The following is a 16027-nucleotide window of genomic DNA, read 5'->3' on the forward strand; positions in this document are numbered from 1 at the left end:
GCACCGTGGAACGGCCGGCGAGGGCGCGCGGCCGAAGCGAGTGCCGGACGGAGCTCACGCGTGGTGTCGCCCCGCCGCCGGACCGGCACGGTGGTCGAGGATGTCGCCGAGGTGGGCCGGTGCGAGTCCCGCCGGCGAGGAGTCCACGTCGGTGAACCGGGCGGAACGGAGCGACCAGTCGTGGTTGCCCCGCATCCAGGCCCGCAGCCCGTCCGCGTAGCGGGCGGCACCGGCCCGGTCGACGGCCGTACCCGTGGTACGGAGCGCCGCGGCCGCCGACTCGAAAGACGCCAGGAACCCGTGGATGCGGTCGAGGACGAGAGCGACGGCGTCGGGCACGTCGAGCGATCCGCGTTCGCGGTGGATCGCCACCAGGTTGTGGAAATCGCCGCGGGCGCGCTCCTTCGGGTACGACACGAGGTCGTTGGTGAGGGAGATGACCTGGGACGCGGACACTTCCATGCCGCGCAGCGCGGCGGTGTCCCACAGGTCCAGTTCGGTGTCCAGTCCGAGCGCCGGCTGCACGAGGTCGAAACAGGTCTGGACGGCTCCGGTGTGCAGGCGCTGCTCCAGGTACTCCTCCTCGGTCGGCACCGTGCCCGCCGCCCGGTTGCGGGCCTCCCAGTCGTAGGAGCGGAAGTACTCGTCCACATGCCGCAGGAACCGGGCGGTCCACCTCGGTCCGCCGACGTCACGCAGCCGCCCGGACAGATCCCGGAGCGCCACCGCCGCCGGAGACCCGTCCGGTACCGCTGTTCCCGCGAGGACCCCGTGCATCCGGTCGGTCACGGCACGGCCGCGGTCGGCGTCTCGCCCGACACCGCTTTCGTCGAACTCGTCATCGAAGGCGATGAGCCAGACCATCCAGTCGTGCGCGCAGCACAGCAGGGTTTGTCCGGCCTCCGGGTAGGTGGCCGCGGTCAGCCAGCCTGTACGGGCCTGGCGGAAACGGTTCTGCGCGGCGGGGCTCGCCGCTAGCCCGAACCGTTCCACCCACCGGGTGCCGTGGGCCGCCACCTCTTCGGCGAGGGGGCTGAACCCTGTGGTGAAGGGCCATCGGATGTCGTCTGGGCCCAGGAGCAGCCGGGGAGCCCGTGACGGCGTGGTGGTGTCGGTCATGTCCGGGAATGCTCTCCTGTCGGACGGGAGGGAAGGGGTAGACGGCACCCGGGTGCCAGGGCGGGGCCTTCGGGTCGCCCGCGGTCTCAGTACTTGGTGAAGCGCAGGAAGCGGATGTCGAACGCGCCCTCCCGCCAGGCCCTGTAGAACAGGGCGTGGCGGCGCAGGGATTCGAGGAGTCGTGCCTGCTCGGTGGTGTTCGGGGCCGTCGCGGCCAACTTCGCCTCGATCCAGGCGATGCTGTGCACCCAGAAGTCGGACGTCCGCTCGGTGACCCGCTCGTTCCGGTCCATGGTCAGGCCCGCAGCACCGGCGTTGCGCCGGTATTCCTCGGCCGTGCCGATGTCGGTGGCCCAGTACCGGTCGAACGTCTTCTTCCACGCGGGGTCCCGCAGGAATACGTCCTGGACGCAGAACGAGGCGCCGGGGCGGAGCGCCGCGGCCACACGGCGGAAGACCGCGGCACGGTCCATGTAGCACATGCTCTCCATGGCCACCGCCCCGTCGTGGCCGGGACCGAAGGAGAGTTCGGCGGCATCGCCCACGAGGACGCGTATCCGGTCGGACACCCCGGCCTCCGCCGCGTGCCGTTCGATGACCGGGGCGTGCTCACCGGCGATGGTCACCGCGGTGACCGTGGCCCCGTGGTGCTCCGCCCAGTGCAGGGCCCCGCCCCCGAGACCGCAGCCGATGTCCAGGATGCGGCCCGAGAGGGTCGCAGCCGCGTCCCACACGGCCGCCGCCCTGCGTACGAGTTCGACCTGGGCGTCCCTGATCACCGAGCGGACGGCCTCCGGGCTCTCCGCGCGCACCATGCCGGCGTCGGGGAAGTATCCGATGTGGTAGTGGACGCGGGGGCCCGGCCCGTACTTGTCGAGGAGCCGGGCGGTCTTCTCCTGGTAGTACTCGCGGACCGCCGAAGGCAGAACCGATTCGGTCGTGGTTGTCATGATGGCTCCGGTCGTGGGGAGATCGAGGTGCCGCCGGGGGCGGTTGAGGAAGGGCGGCGCGTCGGCCGCAGGAATCCGCCTCAGTCGTTGCGGTGGGGGCTCACGTGCAGCGTGACCGGGCGGTCCGGGCGCATCGAGATGCGGGGGTCGAGCCCTGCCGGGCGGAGAGTTGCCGCCGTCACGTCGAACCGGGAGGCGATGGTCGCGGCGATGACGACCATCTGCTGGATGGCGAAGTTGCCCGCCAGGCAGACATGCGGGCCGGCGCCGAACGGGATGTAGTTGATGCCGCCGCCGTGTTCCGGTCGCTTCCCGAGCCACCGCTCGGGGTCGAAGCGCAGGGGGTCCGGCCAGTGGCGGGCGTCCCGGTGGATGGTGTACGGGCTCATCAGCATCAGCGTCCCAGGGGTGACCCGGTGTCCCGCGATCTCGTCGTGCTCGGCGGCCTCACGCATCAGCACCCAGATCGTCGGGCAGATGCGCAGGGTCTCGCGTACCGCCGCCGTGGTGTAGGTGAGCCGGTGGAAGTCCTCCGCGACGATCTGCCTGCCGTCGAGCACCGAGCGGGCTTCCTCGGCCATGCGCTCGAAGACCCGAGGCTCGCGGGTGACCCAGTACCAGAGCCAGGCAAGCGCTGTGGACTGGTTCTCGTACGTGCCGAGGCGCAGGTTCATCAGATTGTCTCGGAGCACGGCCGGGTTGGCGGTGACCGCCTCGTCGCCCGAGGCGATGAGCTGGGAGAGCACGTCGACCCCGGGCTCACCTCCCGCCGGCTGCCGCAGTCGTTCGACCAGCATGCTGAAGAGCGAGGCGTCCATCGCCCGCTCCGCCGCCCGTACCTTGCGTCGCCGGGGGGTGGGCCAGTTCAGTGGGGGGAAGGGCAGCTTCGCGAAGGCGGCCGCCGCGTCGTGCCACACCTCGAAGGCGCGGCCGAAGTCACCCGAGGTCGCGTCGTCCGTTCCTGAGATGATGCGCGCCCCAATCCGGAGATTGAGGGCGCGGAGCTGCTGTCCGATGTCGACCGCGTCCGAGGGCCGGACCTCCTCCTCCCAGCGGTCGAGCATCCGGTGGGTGAGGTCGCCGATGAGGGGAACCGACCAGTCGTAGCTGTGCGCGTCGAAGATGCGCTGCACGGGACGCCGTTGGGCGGCCCACACCTCGCCGTCGGTGGTGGTCACGCTCTCCCCGAGCAGCGCCCGCATGGCGCGCCAGAAGGGTCCTTCCTTGACGTAGCCCTCCGTGTTCATCAGCACCCGCCGGATGGCGTCCGGGCGATTGACGAACAGGGCCTTCGTGCGGAGCATCCTGAACGGCACCACGTCGCCACGTGCGGCGAGATCGTCCAGGAACGCCAGCGGCTCCCGGAGGAACCGCGCCGGTGCCGCTGCCGCCTCGACCGCCTTCGTCGTTGTCGTCGCCACCGCTGAACCTCACTCTGCAACTCTGTGAAATGTGCTTCCAAGTCCGTATGCGACTTGTTCGTGCAGGTTAGGCAGCGTCGGCGGGGCAGAGCTTGAGCAGGCTCTACTCACTGCTCACGGACCTGCCGCCCCTCCCCGGCCCCCGCGTCCCGGCGCACCAGCCGCAGCCGCAGGCCCTTCGGCTCGATGATGCTGCGGGCGGCGATGCCGGCGGGGCCCCGCCCTGCGGGGGCGAGCCGCCAGCGGCGCAGGATGCCGGTGAGCGCCAGGGTGATGTTCGTCAGGGCGAACTCGTAGGCGATGCACTTGCGCGCGCCCTCCCCGAACGGCAGGAGACGGGTGCCGCGGAAGGGTGCGGAGAGCGGGGACTCCGCGCCCACCCAGCGGTCGGGGTCGAAGACTTCGGGGGCGGGGAAGTTCTTCGGGTCGTGGTGGATCGCGAACGGGCTGACGAGGATTCCCGCGCCCGCCGTGACCCGGTGGCCGGCGAGATCCGTGGTGGCGGTGGTGACCCGGCTGAAGATCCACGCCGCCGGGCGGAACCGTAGCGTCTCCACCATCACCCGTTCCAGGGCCGCGGAAGGGGCCCCCGCCGGCCCGGACGGGTTCCGCAACTCCCGGGCGATCGCGCTGTCCAGACCGGGTTCCGAGGCGAGCCGGTCCAGGACCCAGGCGAGCATGGCGGCGGTGGTGCCGATCCCGGCGATGAACATGGTCATCACCTGTTCCCGGATCTCGGTGTCCGTCAGTCGGTCCGCGCCCTGGCCCGCGTCGCGCAGTAGCGCGGAGAGGAGGTCCCCGCGGTCCACGCCGTCGGCGCGGTAGGCCGCGACGGTGGCCCCGATGCGGGTGTACAGCGCCCGGCGGGCCGCCTCGAAGCGCCGGTTGGCGGGCAGCGGGAGGCGGCTGAGACCCGGGGCCACCATGCGCGTGAACGCACCGCCCACCAGCACGTCCACGTCGTCCAGAGTCGCGGTCAGGTCCGAGGCGGAGCCGGAGGTGCGGGGGGACCAGTCGGCGAACATCGTCACCACGGTGAAGCGAAGGGCGAGTTCCTGCATGGCGCGCAGGACGTCGAGCACCTGCCCCTCCTGCCAGCGGGCTGTCGCCGCCGCGGTCTCGCCGCGCACCGCCTCCTCGTAGCCCCGGATCGCCTCCCGGGTGAAGGCGGGCTGGAGCAGCCGGCGTAGACGGCTGTGCTTGGCGTGCGGACAGGTCGCCAGCCCGTCGCCGAAGAAGGCCGCGATGTTGTCGAAGAAGGGGCCGCCCTTGTCGAATGCAGGATCGTTTTTTCTAAGGACCTGTGAGACGGCCCGGGGTGAGCAGGCGACGTGGACCCGCTGCGTCCCCAGCCGGATGGTCACCAGGTCCCCGTGACGGGGGAGCGAGGCGAGGAAACCGGTCGGGTCCCGGGTCATCTGCCAGAGGTGCCCGACCAGGGGCAGCGCGCCGGGGGCCTGTGGGGGCGGCGGCAGGGGAGCGGCGCTCACCGGTCCTCCCCGAACAGCAGGCCCCGTGCCCAGTCCGGCGTCTCCCGGTGCCCGGCGTTGCGGGTGGACTCGGCCTCCCACACGTAGTCCCCGACGATCCAGTTGCGGACGACGTCGACATGGCACGCCACCGCCTCGCGCCGCGCGCCGTCGAGGTGTTTCATCAGCCGGGGCAGCGCCTCCGCCTCCAGCTCCAGCAGCCGGTCCATCTTCGCCTGCGCCGTCCGGGAGGCGAGGGCGACGGCCTCGGCCCGGTCGCAGTCGTGGAGGCGCTCCAGGATGAACACCGCGTTGTGCACGCCGTCGGTCTCCTCGTGCCGCGTGGACAACGAGTCGTTCCGCAGCGCGACCAGGTCCGCGCCGAGGCGCCGGAACTCCGTGAGCAGGGGGTGGCTCCAGAGGAACGGCGGCAGTTCGCGGCCACCCCACAGCTCGCCGAGGTCGTTCTGCCCGTAGCAGCAGGTGGTGTCGGCCCGCAGGGTGAAGTAGCTCTCCAGGTCCCCGTACCGGAAGCCGTTGGCCCGGTCCAGGGCCTCCGTCGCCTGCGAGGAGAAGTAGGCGGACCAGTGGCCGCGCAGTCGTGTCAGCAGAGCGGGCGAGGCGCGGCGGGTCATGTCCGCCCAGAGGTCCGCGAAGGCGAGCACCGTGGGGGTGCGCCAGTCGGCCGGCGGGGGTGTGCCGTGGACGACGCCGATCAGCACGTCGACCATCGCCGCGACCCGCCGCGGGTCCCGGCCGCCCTCGCCGTCGAGCTGGTCGTCAAACGGAACAAAGTACCATCCCATCATCTTGGCGGCCAGAGTGCAGTCATCGGCGTCCGCGTCCGGATAGAAGTAGGCGGCGACCTCCGCGAGCCGCCAGTTGTGGAAGGTGCGGACCGCCTCGTCCCCCCGGAGGAGGCCGGAGTCCGCCATCCATCGAACGGCCCGGTCCCTGGCCTGTGCCACGTGCGGATTCACCCGCAGCGGCCAGGGGATGACGAATTCGGCCCCTATGCGGTTCATGGCTCACCTCGTGCGTCTCCGGAGGGCGGCAGCCCCGGTCGCCGACGGTTTCGGCGGGGTCTGTTTTCCGCCATGCTGCCGCGTGCCGCCAATGCCGTAAATGAGTAGAGATTGCTCAGAGCCGCGCCCGGCCCCAGACGGAACATCGGTTTCAAGAGCCCCCGCAGAGCACTCCCCTCGATCACCGGAGGATCCGATGCCGACTCCCGCGATCACCGCGCTGGCTGTGGAGTTCCCCGCCGGTGTACGGACCAACTCCTGCTGGCTGGACACCGCCGGCGGTGACACCCGGAGCGAGACGGAGGCGGCACCCTTCGTGCGTCTCCTGGCCTCGGCCGAATCCGCTCCACCGGACCGGATCTTCGACGAGGAGCGCGCCCCGTACCTCGCCGACCCGTTCCGTGGCGCCCGGGAGCGCCGGGTGCTGGCCGAGGGCGAGGGCACGCTCGACCTGGAGACGCGGGCGGTGCGCGCCCTGCTCGCGGCGCGCGGCGCGTCCCCGGCGGACGTCGACGCCTGGATGGTCTCCTCGTTCGTCGCCGACACCCTGGGGGCCCAGAACGCCGCCTACCTCACCCGACGCCTCGGAGTGAGTGCCCCGGCCTGGAACTACGAGTCCACCTGCACCTCCTCCGTCGTGGGCCTCCAGACGGCCTCGGCCCTGGTCCGTTCCGGCGAGTACGAGCGGGTCGCGGTCGTCGTCTCGATCGGCTCCTCCCGCCTCCTCGGCCCCGGCGACTCGCTCGCCCGCTTCCTCGGCGACGGCGCGGCCGCCTTCCTGGTGGAACCCGCCGCCGACGAGGGTGGGGTGCTGGCCTCGTCGGTGATCGGCACCCCCGAGTCCTGCGACGCCTTCCGCTGCGAGCTGGCGCGGGACGAGCGGGACGGCCGGCCGGTGGTGCGCTGGCGGGTGGGGGACCCCGAGGCGGGCCGGTCCATGCGCGACAACGCCGGCGATCAGCTCCGCCGCTGCGTCGGCGAGGCCCTGCGCAAGGCCGGGCACGGAATCGACGAGGTGGACTTCTTCGTGTTCAACACCCCCGTGGCGTGGTTCGCCGCCTTCGCGGCCCGCAGTCTCGGCGTCTCGCAGGACCGGACCATGAGCGTCTACGAGCGGTACGCCAACATCGGCGCGGTCCTCACCCCGGCCTGCCTCTTTCACGCTGCCCGCGAAGGGCGCGTCCGGCGCGGTGACCTCGTGGTGCTCTTCGCCGTCGGGTCGGTGTCCACGGCCGGGGCCATCGTGCTGCGGTGGGGCGACACTGCACTCGGTCCGGAACCTGCGCCGGGCGTGCCCCTGACCGGGGCGCGGTCGTGAAGCCGGCCACCGGGACCCGGGTCGAGGGGAGCGCCGCCGCACCTGCGGCCTTCACCGGGGCCGCGGCCGTGGACGATGCCGGGCCACGGACTTTCGTCGCCGGGCTGGTCGCGGCCCTCCGGGGCCTGGGCGTGGACACGGTCTTCGGGATACCCGGCGGCGCGGTGGGTCCGCTCTTCCACGAGCTGATCGCGGACAGGGGAGTGGACTTGGTGGTCGCCCGTCACGAGTCCGGCGCGGTCGCGATGGCCGACGGGTGGGCCCGGGTGCGCCGTTCGCTTGCTGTCGCGGTCGCCACCAGTGGGCCCGGTGCCCTGAACGCCCTCCCACACCTCGCAGTGGCCGACACGGACAACTCGCCCGTGCTGCTGGTCACGGGGCAGTCGGCGCGGCCGCTGCACGGGCGGGGGAGTTTCCAGGAGGGGACGGACGACCACGTCAACATAGCGGAAACGTTTCGTCACTGTACGCGGTACAGCCGTGAACTGACCCACGCCGCCTCCGCGCCCACCGTGGTGCGCGCGGCGCTGCGGGCCGCGCTGGCGGCTCCCCGGGGGGCCGCCCACCTCGCCCTCCCCGTCGACCTGTCCTTCGAGCCGGACGAGCCGGGTACCTGGCGCCCCGTCGAAGCGGTCGCCCCGCCGTCCCCGTCGCGGGAGGCCCTGCAAGACATCGCGCACCGGCTTCTGGACGCCTCGCGCCCGCTGGTGCTCCTCGGCAACGGAGCCCGAGGGGCACTGGCCGACCCTGTGCTGCTGCGCCGGCTCGTCGCCGCGAGCCGACGCCATGTCCTGCCCGTCGCGACCACCGGCAAGGCGAAGGGCGTCTTCCCCGAGTCCTCGTGCGAGACCGCGCTCGGCGTGCTGGGCACCGGCGGGTCGGCGCGGGCCCACGCCTACGGCGAGGCGGGGCCACCTGACGTCGTACTGGTGGTCGGCAGTGGACTGGGCGAATGGGCGACCCGGCGCTGGACCACGGCCCTCCAGGCCGCCGAGCACCTGTGCCAGGTCGACGCCGACCCGGCCCGCACCGGCCACTCCTACGACACCCACCGCACGGTGATCGCCGATGCCGGGGCTTTCCTCACCGGGCTGCTGGACGTGTGGGACTCCTGGACCGGCCCGGGACGGCGCCCCGGCGCCGCCGCCGTCCGCCCTCGCCGCGAACGCGGGGCCGCCGGGCGCCGCCGCCACGCGCTGCGGGAGCTGCCGTCCGTCGCTCCCGCCGTCCACACAGAGCTGCTGAGCGCCCGGCCGGTGAAGCCGCAGGCCGTGATGGCGGGCCTACGGGAGTGGCTGACCGGGGTGGAGCGCGCGCACGTGTTCCTCGACATCGGCAACACCACCGGCTGGTTCACCCAGTACGTACCCGTCGACCCGCCTCACCGCCTCCATGTCCCCCTCGGGATGGCGAGCATGGGATGGGCCAACGCCGCGGTCATCGGCGCCAAGACCGCCGACCCGGACGCCACCTGCGTCGCCGTGACCGGCGACGGCGGGTTCCTCATGAACGCCGTGGAGATATCCACAGCCGCCCACCACGGTATCGGCGCCCTCTGGGTCGTCCTCTACGACAACACCCTGAACATGGTGCGCCAGGGCATGCACGCAGCCTTCCCCGGCAGCGATGCCCACGCGACCGAGGACTTCTCCCTCGGCGGCCCCGACCTCGTCCTCCTCGCGCGCAGCCTCGGGGCGGACGCCCACCGAGTCACCGACCCGGCACAGCTCGCGGCGGCCCTCGACCGGGCCGCGGACACAGCCCGGTCGAAAGCCCGCCCGCAGGTGGTCGTCGTCCACACGGACCCCGCCGAACCCGGCCCCTTCGACGACCGCAACAGGGCGGTCAGCAGCTCCTTCGCCGCAGCCCCCGCGGCCGACACCCCCATGGAGAACCGATGACCAGCGCAGCGCACACCCGCGAACTGAGGCTCAACCGCCGCCTCACCGTGGAGGACGTCGAGCGGGCCGGCTCACCCCTGACCGTGGAGACCACCGCTACCTCCGGCGAGGCCGTGGCCCGCTGCCACGACTTCGTGGCCCGCACGAGCGCCCGGGGCACCCCGGTCTACGGCATCACCACCGGCTACGGCGCCCTTGTCGGTCACGCCGGCGCCGAGGACGACGAGGAACGCAGCCGGGGCCTGATCGACTTCCTCACGGTCGGCCACGGCCCTCCCCTGGAACCGGCCGTGGTGCGCGGCATGCTCCTGATCCGGCTGGCCTGCCTCGGCCGGGGGCACTCGGGCGCCTCCCCGGCCGTCGTCGGGGCCCTGCGGGGCGTCCTCGCCACCCCGCTCGCACCCGTGGTGCCCCGGCACGGCTCCGTCGGGGCCAGCGGCGACCTCGTGCCCCTGGCCCACGCGGTCCAGGCCCTGCGGGGCAACGGAGAGTTCCTCGACGGCGAACAGCGCAGCGACGCCGAGGCGTCGTTGGAGAAGCACGGCCTCAAGCCGCTGGAACTCACCGGCCGCGACGCGCTCGCCCTGGTGAACGGTACCTCGCTGACCGCAGCCGCCGCGGCCCTGGCCGTGGCGCGCGCCAAACGGCGGCTGACCACCTCCCTCCTCCTTACCGCCGCCCTCGCCGAAGTGCTCGGTGCGAGCGGGGCGATGGCCGACGACGACCTCACCGCCGCCACCGGCCACCCCGGGGTCCGGGAAGCGGCACGGTGCCTGCGCGGGCTCCTCGACGGCGGACACGTCACCGGCGGCCGCCCACTCCAGGAGGCATACACCCTGCGGTGCGTCCCCCAACTCGTGGGCGCCGCGCTGGAGGTCACGAGCTGGGCCGAGCACGTCGTGGGGAACGACCTCAACGGCGTCAGCGACAACCCCGTCTTCTTCCCCGACCTCGACAAGGTCGCCCACGGGGGCAACTTCTTCGGCCAGTCCGTCGCCTTCGCCGCCGACGCCCTGACCAACGCCCTCACCCAGCTCGCCAACCTGGCGGAACGCCAGCTCGACCTGGTTCTCGACCCCCACCGCAACGGCGGACTCCCGCCCATGCTCACCGACCGGCCCGGCCGCAGGCACGGCATGACGGGACTCCAGCTCTCCGCCACCGCCACGGTGATGGCGATGCGGCGCGAATGCGTACCGGCCGGCATGCAGAGCCTGCCGACCAACGGGCACAACCAGGACATCGTCCCCTTCGGCAACGAGGCCGCGCTCACCGCCCTCGCCCAGGCGGACCGCCTGCGGACCGTCCAGGCGATGCTGGGACTCGCGCTGTACCAGGCCGCCCACCTGGCCGGACGCGCGCCGACCGCCGCCGGCGGGCGGCTGCTGCACGACGCGCTCATCGGCCGGGTCGAACCGGTCCTCGCCGACCGCCCGCTGGACACGGACGTCCGCCGGACCGCCGGAGCCCTCGACGAGGCGGCGGACCGCGTCCTGCCCCTCCGCCCCAGGGGAGAGCACCGGTGAGGCCCGCCGCCGCCCCGGACACCACCGCGCCCCGCGCCCCGCGCCCGCGGCCCCGGCACGAACTGTCCATGACCGACGCCCTGCTGCGGGCCGTGCAGCTCGCGCCACGGCGCACCGCGGCCGTGGCGGCGGACGGCACCCGGCGCACCTGGCGCGAGGTCCATGCCCGGGTGGTGCGTCTCGCCGGAGCGCTCACCGCCCTCGGCACCCGCCCGGGGGACCGGGTGGTCCTCGCGATGGCGAACCGCCCCGAGTACCTGGAGTGCTACTTCGCCTGTGCCTGGGCCCGCCTGGTCGCCGTCCCCCTCAACACCCGGCTGTCACCGGACGAGCGGCGCCGCTATCTGGACCTGGTGGACCCGGTCCTCGTCGTCACCGACCAGGACGGCGAGGGGGACGGGGGCGGGCCCGGCACCAGCGCCCGGCCGGTGACGGTGCGCCGCCACGGGCGCGGCGGCCCCGCGCCCCGTGCCTACGCCGACCTGCTCGCCGGGCCGCCGGCCGAACGCCCCGTCGCTGGACGGGAAGACGACCCGGCCGCTCTCTTCGGCACCGGCGGCACCACCGGCACGCCCAAGGCTGTCGTTCTCACCCACCGCAACATTGTCACCGGCTCCCAACACGTCCAGATGGCACTGTCCTACCGGCCCTCCGACCTCTATCTCCACGCCGCCCCGATGTTCCACATCGCGGACTTCGCCTCCCTCCTCGCCGTCACCCAGGCCGGCGGCGGACACGCCTTCACCGCCCCGTACCGGCCGCACGACTTCGCCCGCCGGGTCGAACGTGACGGCGTCACGGCCACCCTGATGGTGCCGACCATGGTGCGCGCCCTGCTGGACGATCCCTCCGCCACGGCCCGCGACCTCTCGTCCTGGCGCCTGCTGTTCTACGGTGGCGCGCCCATGCCCCCGGACCTGCTGCGCGAGGCGCTCACCGCCCTGCCCTGCCGACTGGCACAGGGCTACGGCATGACCGAGATCTCCCTCGGCGCCGTGCTCTCGGAGCGGGACCACGACCACTACGCCGGCAGGGGCGGCCCCCTCCCCGCCCGCCGCCTGCGCGGCATCGGCCGGGCGGCCCCCGGGGTCGGCCTGCGGATCAACCGCCCCGACCACGACGGCGTGGGCGAACTCCAGGTCTCCGGGCCCAACGTCTGCGCCGGGTACTGGCGGGACGAGGACGCGACCCGCCGGGCCTTCACCGAGGACGGCTGGTGCCGCACCGGAGACCTCGCCCGGATGGACGAGGAAGGGTACGTCGAACTGGTCGACCGGCTGAAGGACGTCGTCATCACCGGCGGCGAGAACGTGTACAGCCTGGAGGTCGAGCGGGTGCTCTCGCGCCACGAGGCGGTGGCGCAGGTCGCCGTGGTGGGCCTCCCAGACGTCCAGTGGGGCGAGCGGGTCCACGCGGTCGTCGTCCTCCGCCAGGACGCGGACCCCGCCGGGACGCCCGCCGACCTCGACCGGCTCGCCAACGGGATCACCGCCTTCGCCCGGCGGACGCTCGCGGCCTACAAGGTGCCGCGCACCGTCGAGTTCGTCGAGGCCCTGCCCGTGACAGGCCCCGGAAAGGTCGACAAGAAGAGGCTGCGGAAGTCCCGCACGCCCGCCCACGCCGAGTCGCACACCGAGTGAACCGGCAACGACAGGAGGAGGGGCCATGGGACGGCTGACAGGGAAGACCGCGCTTGTCACCGGCGCGAGCCGGGGCATCGGACGCGGGACGGCGGAACGGCTCGCCCGGGACGGCGCCCGGGTCTGCGTGCACTACGGCTCCGACGAGGAGGCCGCGTCCGCCACCGTCCGCTCGATACGCGAGGCCGGCGGGGACGCCTTCGCCCTCCGCCAGGAGCTCGGCGTGCCGGACGACGCCCGGTCCCTCTGGGACGCGTTCGACGCCCACAGCGACGGACTCGACATCCTCGTCAACAACGCGGGCATCGGCATCGGCGGGCCCTTCGAGCGGGTGACCGAGCAGGACTTCGACCGCCTGCTGGCGGTGAACACCAGGGCCCCGTTCTTTGTCACGCAGCGCGCCTTGCCCCGGCTGCGCCCCGGCGGCCGGGTCGTCAACATCTCCTCCGGAGTCGCCCGCGCCGGCGTCCTCCCGGACGTCATGGTGTACGCGATGGCCAAGGCCGCCCTCGACGTGATGACCCGCGACCTGGCGAAGGTCCTGGGGCCGCGGAACATCACCGTCAACTCCGTCGCGCCCGGCTTCGTCGACACGGACGCCAACGCCGAGCGGCTGCGCGGCGACGACCGCGCCCGGGCGGCGGCAGCGGCGATGTCCGCGCTGGGACGAGTGGGCACCGTGGCGGACGTCGCCGACATCGTGGCCTTCCTCGCCGGCGACGAAGCCCGCTGGCTGACCGGCGCCTGGCTGGACGCCTCCGGCGGCTCCCTCCCGTAGACCCCGCCCGGCCTGTCGCGGGGGTGCGGGCCGGGTGGTCACCGGGGCTCGGGAGGGGACGTGCACGCGTCCCCTCCCGAGCCCACCGCGGTCAGGCGCCCCGGAGGGCCTTTCGCAGCTCCCGGCGGTCGCCCACCCCCAGTTTCGTGTACACGTTCTGGAGGTGGTTGTTGACTGTGCGGACGGAGAGCGTGAGCTGTTCCGCGATCTCCCGGCTCGGGGTGCCCGCCGCCGCGAGCAGGGAGATCTCCCGCTCCCTCGGAGTCAGCAGCGCCGACTCCTCGGCGGCGCTGAGCAGCGGTGTGCGCACCCCGGGGCAGCCCGTGCGGTAGGCCCCCGCGCGGCGGAAGGCGGCGGCGGCGTTCCGCTGGGCACCGGCCCGCCGCAGCAGGCCCCCGGCCACCGCAGCCGCCTCGGCGGCCACCGCCTCGGCCCCGATCGCCGCCAACCGTTCCGAGACCTCCAGCAGCGGCTCCGGCCGACCGGATGCCAGGGCCCGGGCGAAGTCGGCCCGTGCCCTGGTGAGACCGCCGTCGGAGGTTTCCGCCAGCTCCGTCAGACGCCCGGCCACCTGGTCCGGCGCGCCCAGCCGCGCGATGTCCGTGAGCACCAGCGCCTCGGAGGTCACGTGCCCGGTGGCGCGGGCGTCCCGGACGGCGTCCAGCAGGACGGCCCGCGCCCCGACGAGGTTGCCCTCCGCCGCGAGCAGCCAGGCCTCCCCGATCCGCTCCTCGCCGGAGAACAGCCCGGTCACCGGATATTCGCTCGTGTGAGCCAGTGCCTCGGACGCGCGTGCGGTGTCACCCAGGGCCGCAGCGGCGGCTGCCAGCCCGGACGCGGCGAGGCGGATGGACAGTACCGAGTTCTGGTTGCGCGAGTTGACCAGTACCTCGGAGTACAGCTCGGCCGCCTGCTCGTAATGGCCCGCCACGAGTTCGTTGCGGGCGGCCCAGAAGGACAGCCACAGAAGCGGCACGGGTGCCTTCTCGGCGATCGATTGCGCGATGGCCTCGTTCGCTGTGTGGCGTGCCTCCTCGATGCGGCCGGCCTCGCTGAGCGAGGCGATCCAGGCGACGAAGTGCGCGGTGGGGTGGTAGAAGCGCACATCTGCGTGGCGTCCGTGGAAGTCGTACGCCTCGCGTGAGATCCGGATGGCTTCCTCCACCCGGCCGAGGGCGACCAGCCCGTTCGCCTTGGCCGCCACCGCGTACGTCCATGCATCGGCGATCGCCGGATCGCCGAGCGCCCGCTCCAGTTCCGACAGGTCCCGGAGCCTGTCCACCCCCTCCTGCGGCTCGCCGGTCAGGGCCCGGATAGCCCCCTCGGTCACCTCGCTCGTGCGGCGGCCGAGCGCCGTATCCATCCTCGTCCGGCTGTCCTCGGCGACTCGGATCGCCTCGTCCCTGCGCCCGCTGATGAACAGGTTCATCGCCCGGGTCCGCGCGGCGACGATCCGTTCCTGCTCCGTCACGGCGGAGAGGTCGGCCAGTGCCAGCGCCTGCTCGGCCTCCGCGAACCGCTGCATGCTGGAGTACGCCTCGCCGGCCAGCAGGTGGGTGCCCGTGGTGCGGTGGTCCTCCGGCAGCGCGTCCAGCAGGGAGACCACTTGTGCGTGGTCGTGCGCGTACCGCGCCAGGCCGGCGGCCCGGACGAGCAGATCGGGAGCGGCGGAGCCGGTCGCCGCCAGTTCCCAGGTCGCTATGTTCAGCGGATCGTTTCTGCGCCGGGAGCCGTGGGCACGGGTGCGCTCCACCTGGCGCAGCAGGATGTGACTGCGCCGCAGTCGGGGGATGCGGTCGCGCAGCGCCTCCGCGTACAGCGGGTGCGCCAGCTCCAGGTGCACCCGACGGCGGCTGCGGTGGACGGTGACGATCCCCGACTGCTCCAGGGTGTGCAGGTCCTCGTCCGCCGAGGCCACGGCACGGGCATCGCCCAGCGGCACCAGTCCGCAGAGCGCCAGCAGTTCGAGGACCGGCAGCAGCTCCTGCCCCACCGCCGAGATGCGGGCCGCGATCAGCTCCATCAGACGCGGCGTGCCGGCCGGCCGGTCGCCGCGCAGCTCCCAGACCCCGGACTCCTCGGTGAGCCGCCCGGACTCCCAGGCGCCGATGACCAGTTCGCGCAGGTAGAGGATGTTGCCGCCGGACGCCTCGTGCAGCTGGGTGAGGCTGCGGCGTCCCACCGGAGCCCCGAGGGCCGCCCGTAGGACGAGGTCCGTCCGGAGCGCGTCCAGCGGGGCGAGGTCGATCCGGTGCACCACGTCGCCCCGGCCCATCAGGTCCGAGACCGCGCGGCTCAGCCGCTCCCCGCTGCGCACCGTGGCGACGAGGCGCACGGCGCCGGAGTCGATCAGCTGCCCCAGGAGCACCGTCGACGCGGAGTCCAGCAACTGGAGATCGTCCACGAGGAAGACCCACCGGCGTCCGTCCGGCCCGGCGAGGGCTCGGGCCACCGCGGCGAAACCCTGCACAGGATCGGCGGGATCCATCTCGGCGGGGATCAGATGAGCGATCGCCCCCAGGGGCACCGACGCGCCGGTGGAGGTCGCGGTGGCCCGCCCGATCTCCCAGCGGTGTTCCCGGGGGATCCGCGTCAGGAACTCGGCGGCGAGCCGCGACTTGCCTACACCGGCCGGCCCGTGCACGAGGATCGCGCGGCAGTCCTTCCGTGACCAGGCCTCCGCGAAGAGCGCCTGCTCCCGGTCCCGGCCGATCAGGGGCCAGGGGGTCTCTCTGCCGACACGGCCCACATGCGCCTCCAGGTCCCGGACCCAACTGACGATATGAAGGCAAGTATAGGAACATTCCCCTGACCCGGCCTGCGTCGCGCGGATCGTCGCGGATCAGCCTTGGGCGCGGTGCCGCCGGCTGGATCAGGGAC

11 protein-coding genes are annotated in these 16027 nt (G+C 73.2%); 5 read left to right on the top strand and 6 right to left on the bottom strand.

The window, feature by feature from the left end:
• Positions 1 to 54: 54 nt before the first annotated feature.
• The 5 genes from ABZ457_RS17245 to ABZ457_RS17265 form a co-directional block, all read right to left on the bottom strand.
• Entirely contained in the window at positions 55 to 1119 is a 1065-nt protein-coding gene (locus ABZ457_RS17245; RefSeq protein WP_359158401.1) for a hypothetical protein, read from the bottom strand.
• Between the two features lie 86 nt (positions 1120 to 1205).
• A complete protein-coding gene (locus ABZ457_RS17250; protein ID WP_359158402.1) occupies positions 1206 to 2069 on the bottom strand; it encodes a class I SAM-dependent methyltransferase in 864 nt (287 codons plus the stop codon).
• Positions 2070 to 2149: 80 nt separating this feature from the next.
• Positions 2150 to 3490: a cytochrome P450 gene (locus tag ABZ457_RS17255; protein WP_359158403.1), complete on the bottom strand. Its 1341-nt coding sequence runs from the start codon at positions 3488 to 3490 to the stop codon at positions 2150 to 2152.
• A 107-nt stretch (positions 3491 to 3597) separates the two neighbouring features.
• Positions 3598 to 4980: a cytochrome P450 gene (locus tag ABZ457_RS17260; RefSeq protein WP_359158404.1), complete on the bottom strand. Its 1383-nt coding sequence runs from the start codon at positions 4978 to 4980 to the stop codon at positions 3598 to 3600.
• Entirely contained in the window at positions 4977 to 5984 is a 1008-nt protein-coding gene (locus ABZ457_RS17265; RefSeq protein WP_359158405.1) for a hypothetical protein, read from the bottom strand. The genes ABZ457_RS17260 and ABZ457_RS17265 overlap by 4 nt, the downstream gene beginning before the upstream one ends.
• Before the next feature lie 196 nt (positions 5985 to 6180).
• On the opposite strand from ABZ457_RS17265, the gene ABZ457_RS17270 reads away from it, so the two are divergent.
• The 5 genes from ABZ457_RS17270 to ABZ457_RS17290 all read left to right on the top strand — a co-directional run bounded on the left by ABZ457_RS17270 (position 6181) and on the right by ABZ457_RS17290 (position 13147).
• Positions 6181 to 7302: a 3-oxoacyl-ACP synthase III family protein gene (locus ABZ457_RS17270; protein WP_359158406.1), complete on the top strand. Its 1122-nt coding sequence runs from the start codon at positions 6181 to 6183 to the stop codon at positions 7300 to 7302.
• Positions 7299 to 9203, top strand: coding sequence for a thiamine pyrophosphate-binding protein (locus ABZ457_RS17275; RefSeq protein ID WP_359158407.1), 1905 nt, complete (start codon positions 7299 to 7301; stop codon positions 9201 to 9203). Before ABZ457_RS17270 ends, ABZ457_RS17275 begins: the two co-directional genes overlap by 4 nt.
• The gene (locus tag ABZ457_RS17280) at positions 9200 to 10729 is read left to right on the top strand and encodes an aromatic amino acid ammonia-lyase (protein ID WP_359158408.1); all 1530 of its coding nucleotides are present in this window, start codon (positions 9200 to 9202) and stop codon (positions 10727 to 10729) included. Before ABZ457_RS17275 ends, ABZ457_RS17280 begins: the two co-directional genes overlap by 4 nt.
• A gap of 68 nt (positions 10730 to 10797) precedes the next feature.
• Positions 10798 to 12369, top strand: coding sequence for an AMP-binding protein (locus ABZ457_RS17285; protein WP_359158409.1), 1572 nt, complete (start codon positions 10798 to 10800; stop codon positions 12367 to 12369).
• A 25-nt stretch (positions 12370 to 12394) separates the two neighbouring features.
• The gene (locus ABZ457_RS17290; protein WP_359158410.1) at positions 12395 to 13147 is read left to right on the top strand and encodes an SDR family oxidoreductase; all 753 of its coding nucleotides are present in this window, start codon (positions 12395 to 12397) and stop codon (positions 13145 to 13147) included.
• A gap of 91 nt (positions 13148 to 13238) precedes the next feature.
• Here ABZ457_RS17290 and ABZ457_RS17295 read toward each other — a convergent pair whose 3' ends face one another.
• Entirely contained in the window at positions 13239 to 15896 is a 2658-nt protein-coding gene (locus ABZ457_RS17295) for a LuxR C-terminal-related transcriptional regulator (protein ID WP_359158411.1), read from the bottom strand.
• Positions 15897 to 16027 lie beyond the last annotated feature (131 nt).

It is taken from the genome of Streptomyces sp. NPDC005805, assembly GCF_040630445.1.
Lineage (GTDB): Bacteria > Actinomycetota > Actinomycetes > Streptomycetales > Streptomycetaceae > Streptomyces.

What these genes read in the sequence shown, in the direction of transcription:
- ABZ457_RS17245 (WP_359158401.1), bottom strand. Translation starts at nt 1,119, where the DNA reads ATGACCGACACCACCACGCCGTCACGGGCTCCCCGGCTGCTCCTGGGC.
- ABZ457_RS17250 (WP_359158402.1), bottom strand. Translation starts at nt 2,069, where the DNA reads ATGACAACCACGACCGAATCGGTTCTGCCTTCGGCGGTCCGCGAGTAC.
- ABZ457_RS17265 (WP_359158405.1), bottom strand. Translation starts at nt 5,984, where the DNA reads ATGAACCGCATAGGGGCCGAATTCGTCATCCCCTGGCCGCTGCGGGTG.
- ABZ457_RS17270 (WP_359158406.1), top strand. Translation starts at nt 6,181, where the DNA reads ATGCCGACTCCCGCGATCACCGCGCTGGCTGTGGAGTTCCCCGCCGGT.
- ABZ457_RS17280 (WP_359158408.1), top strand. Translation starts at nt 9,200, where the DNA reads ATGACCAGCGCAGCGCACACCCGCGAACTGAGGCTCAACCGCCGCCTC.
- ABZ457_RS17285 (WP_359158409.1), top strand. Translation starts at nt 10,798, where the DNA reads ATGACCGACGCCCTGCTGCGGGCCGTGCAGCTCGCGCCACGGCGCACC.
- ABZ457_RS17290 (WP_359158410.1), top strand. Translation starts at nt 12,395, where the DNA reads ATGGGACGGCTGACAGGGAAGACCGCGCTTGTCACCGGCGCGAGCCGG.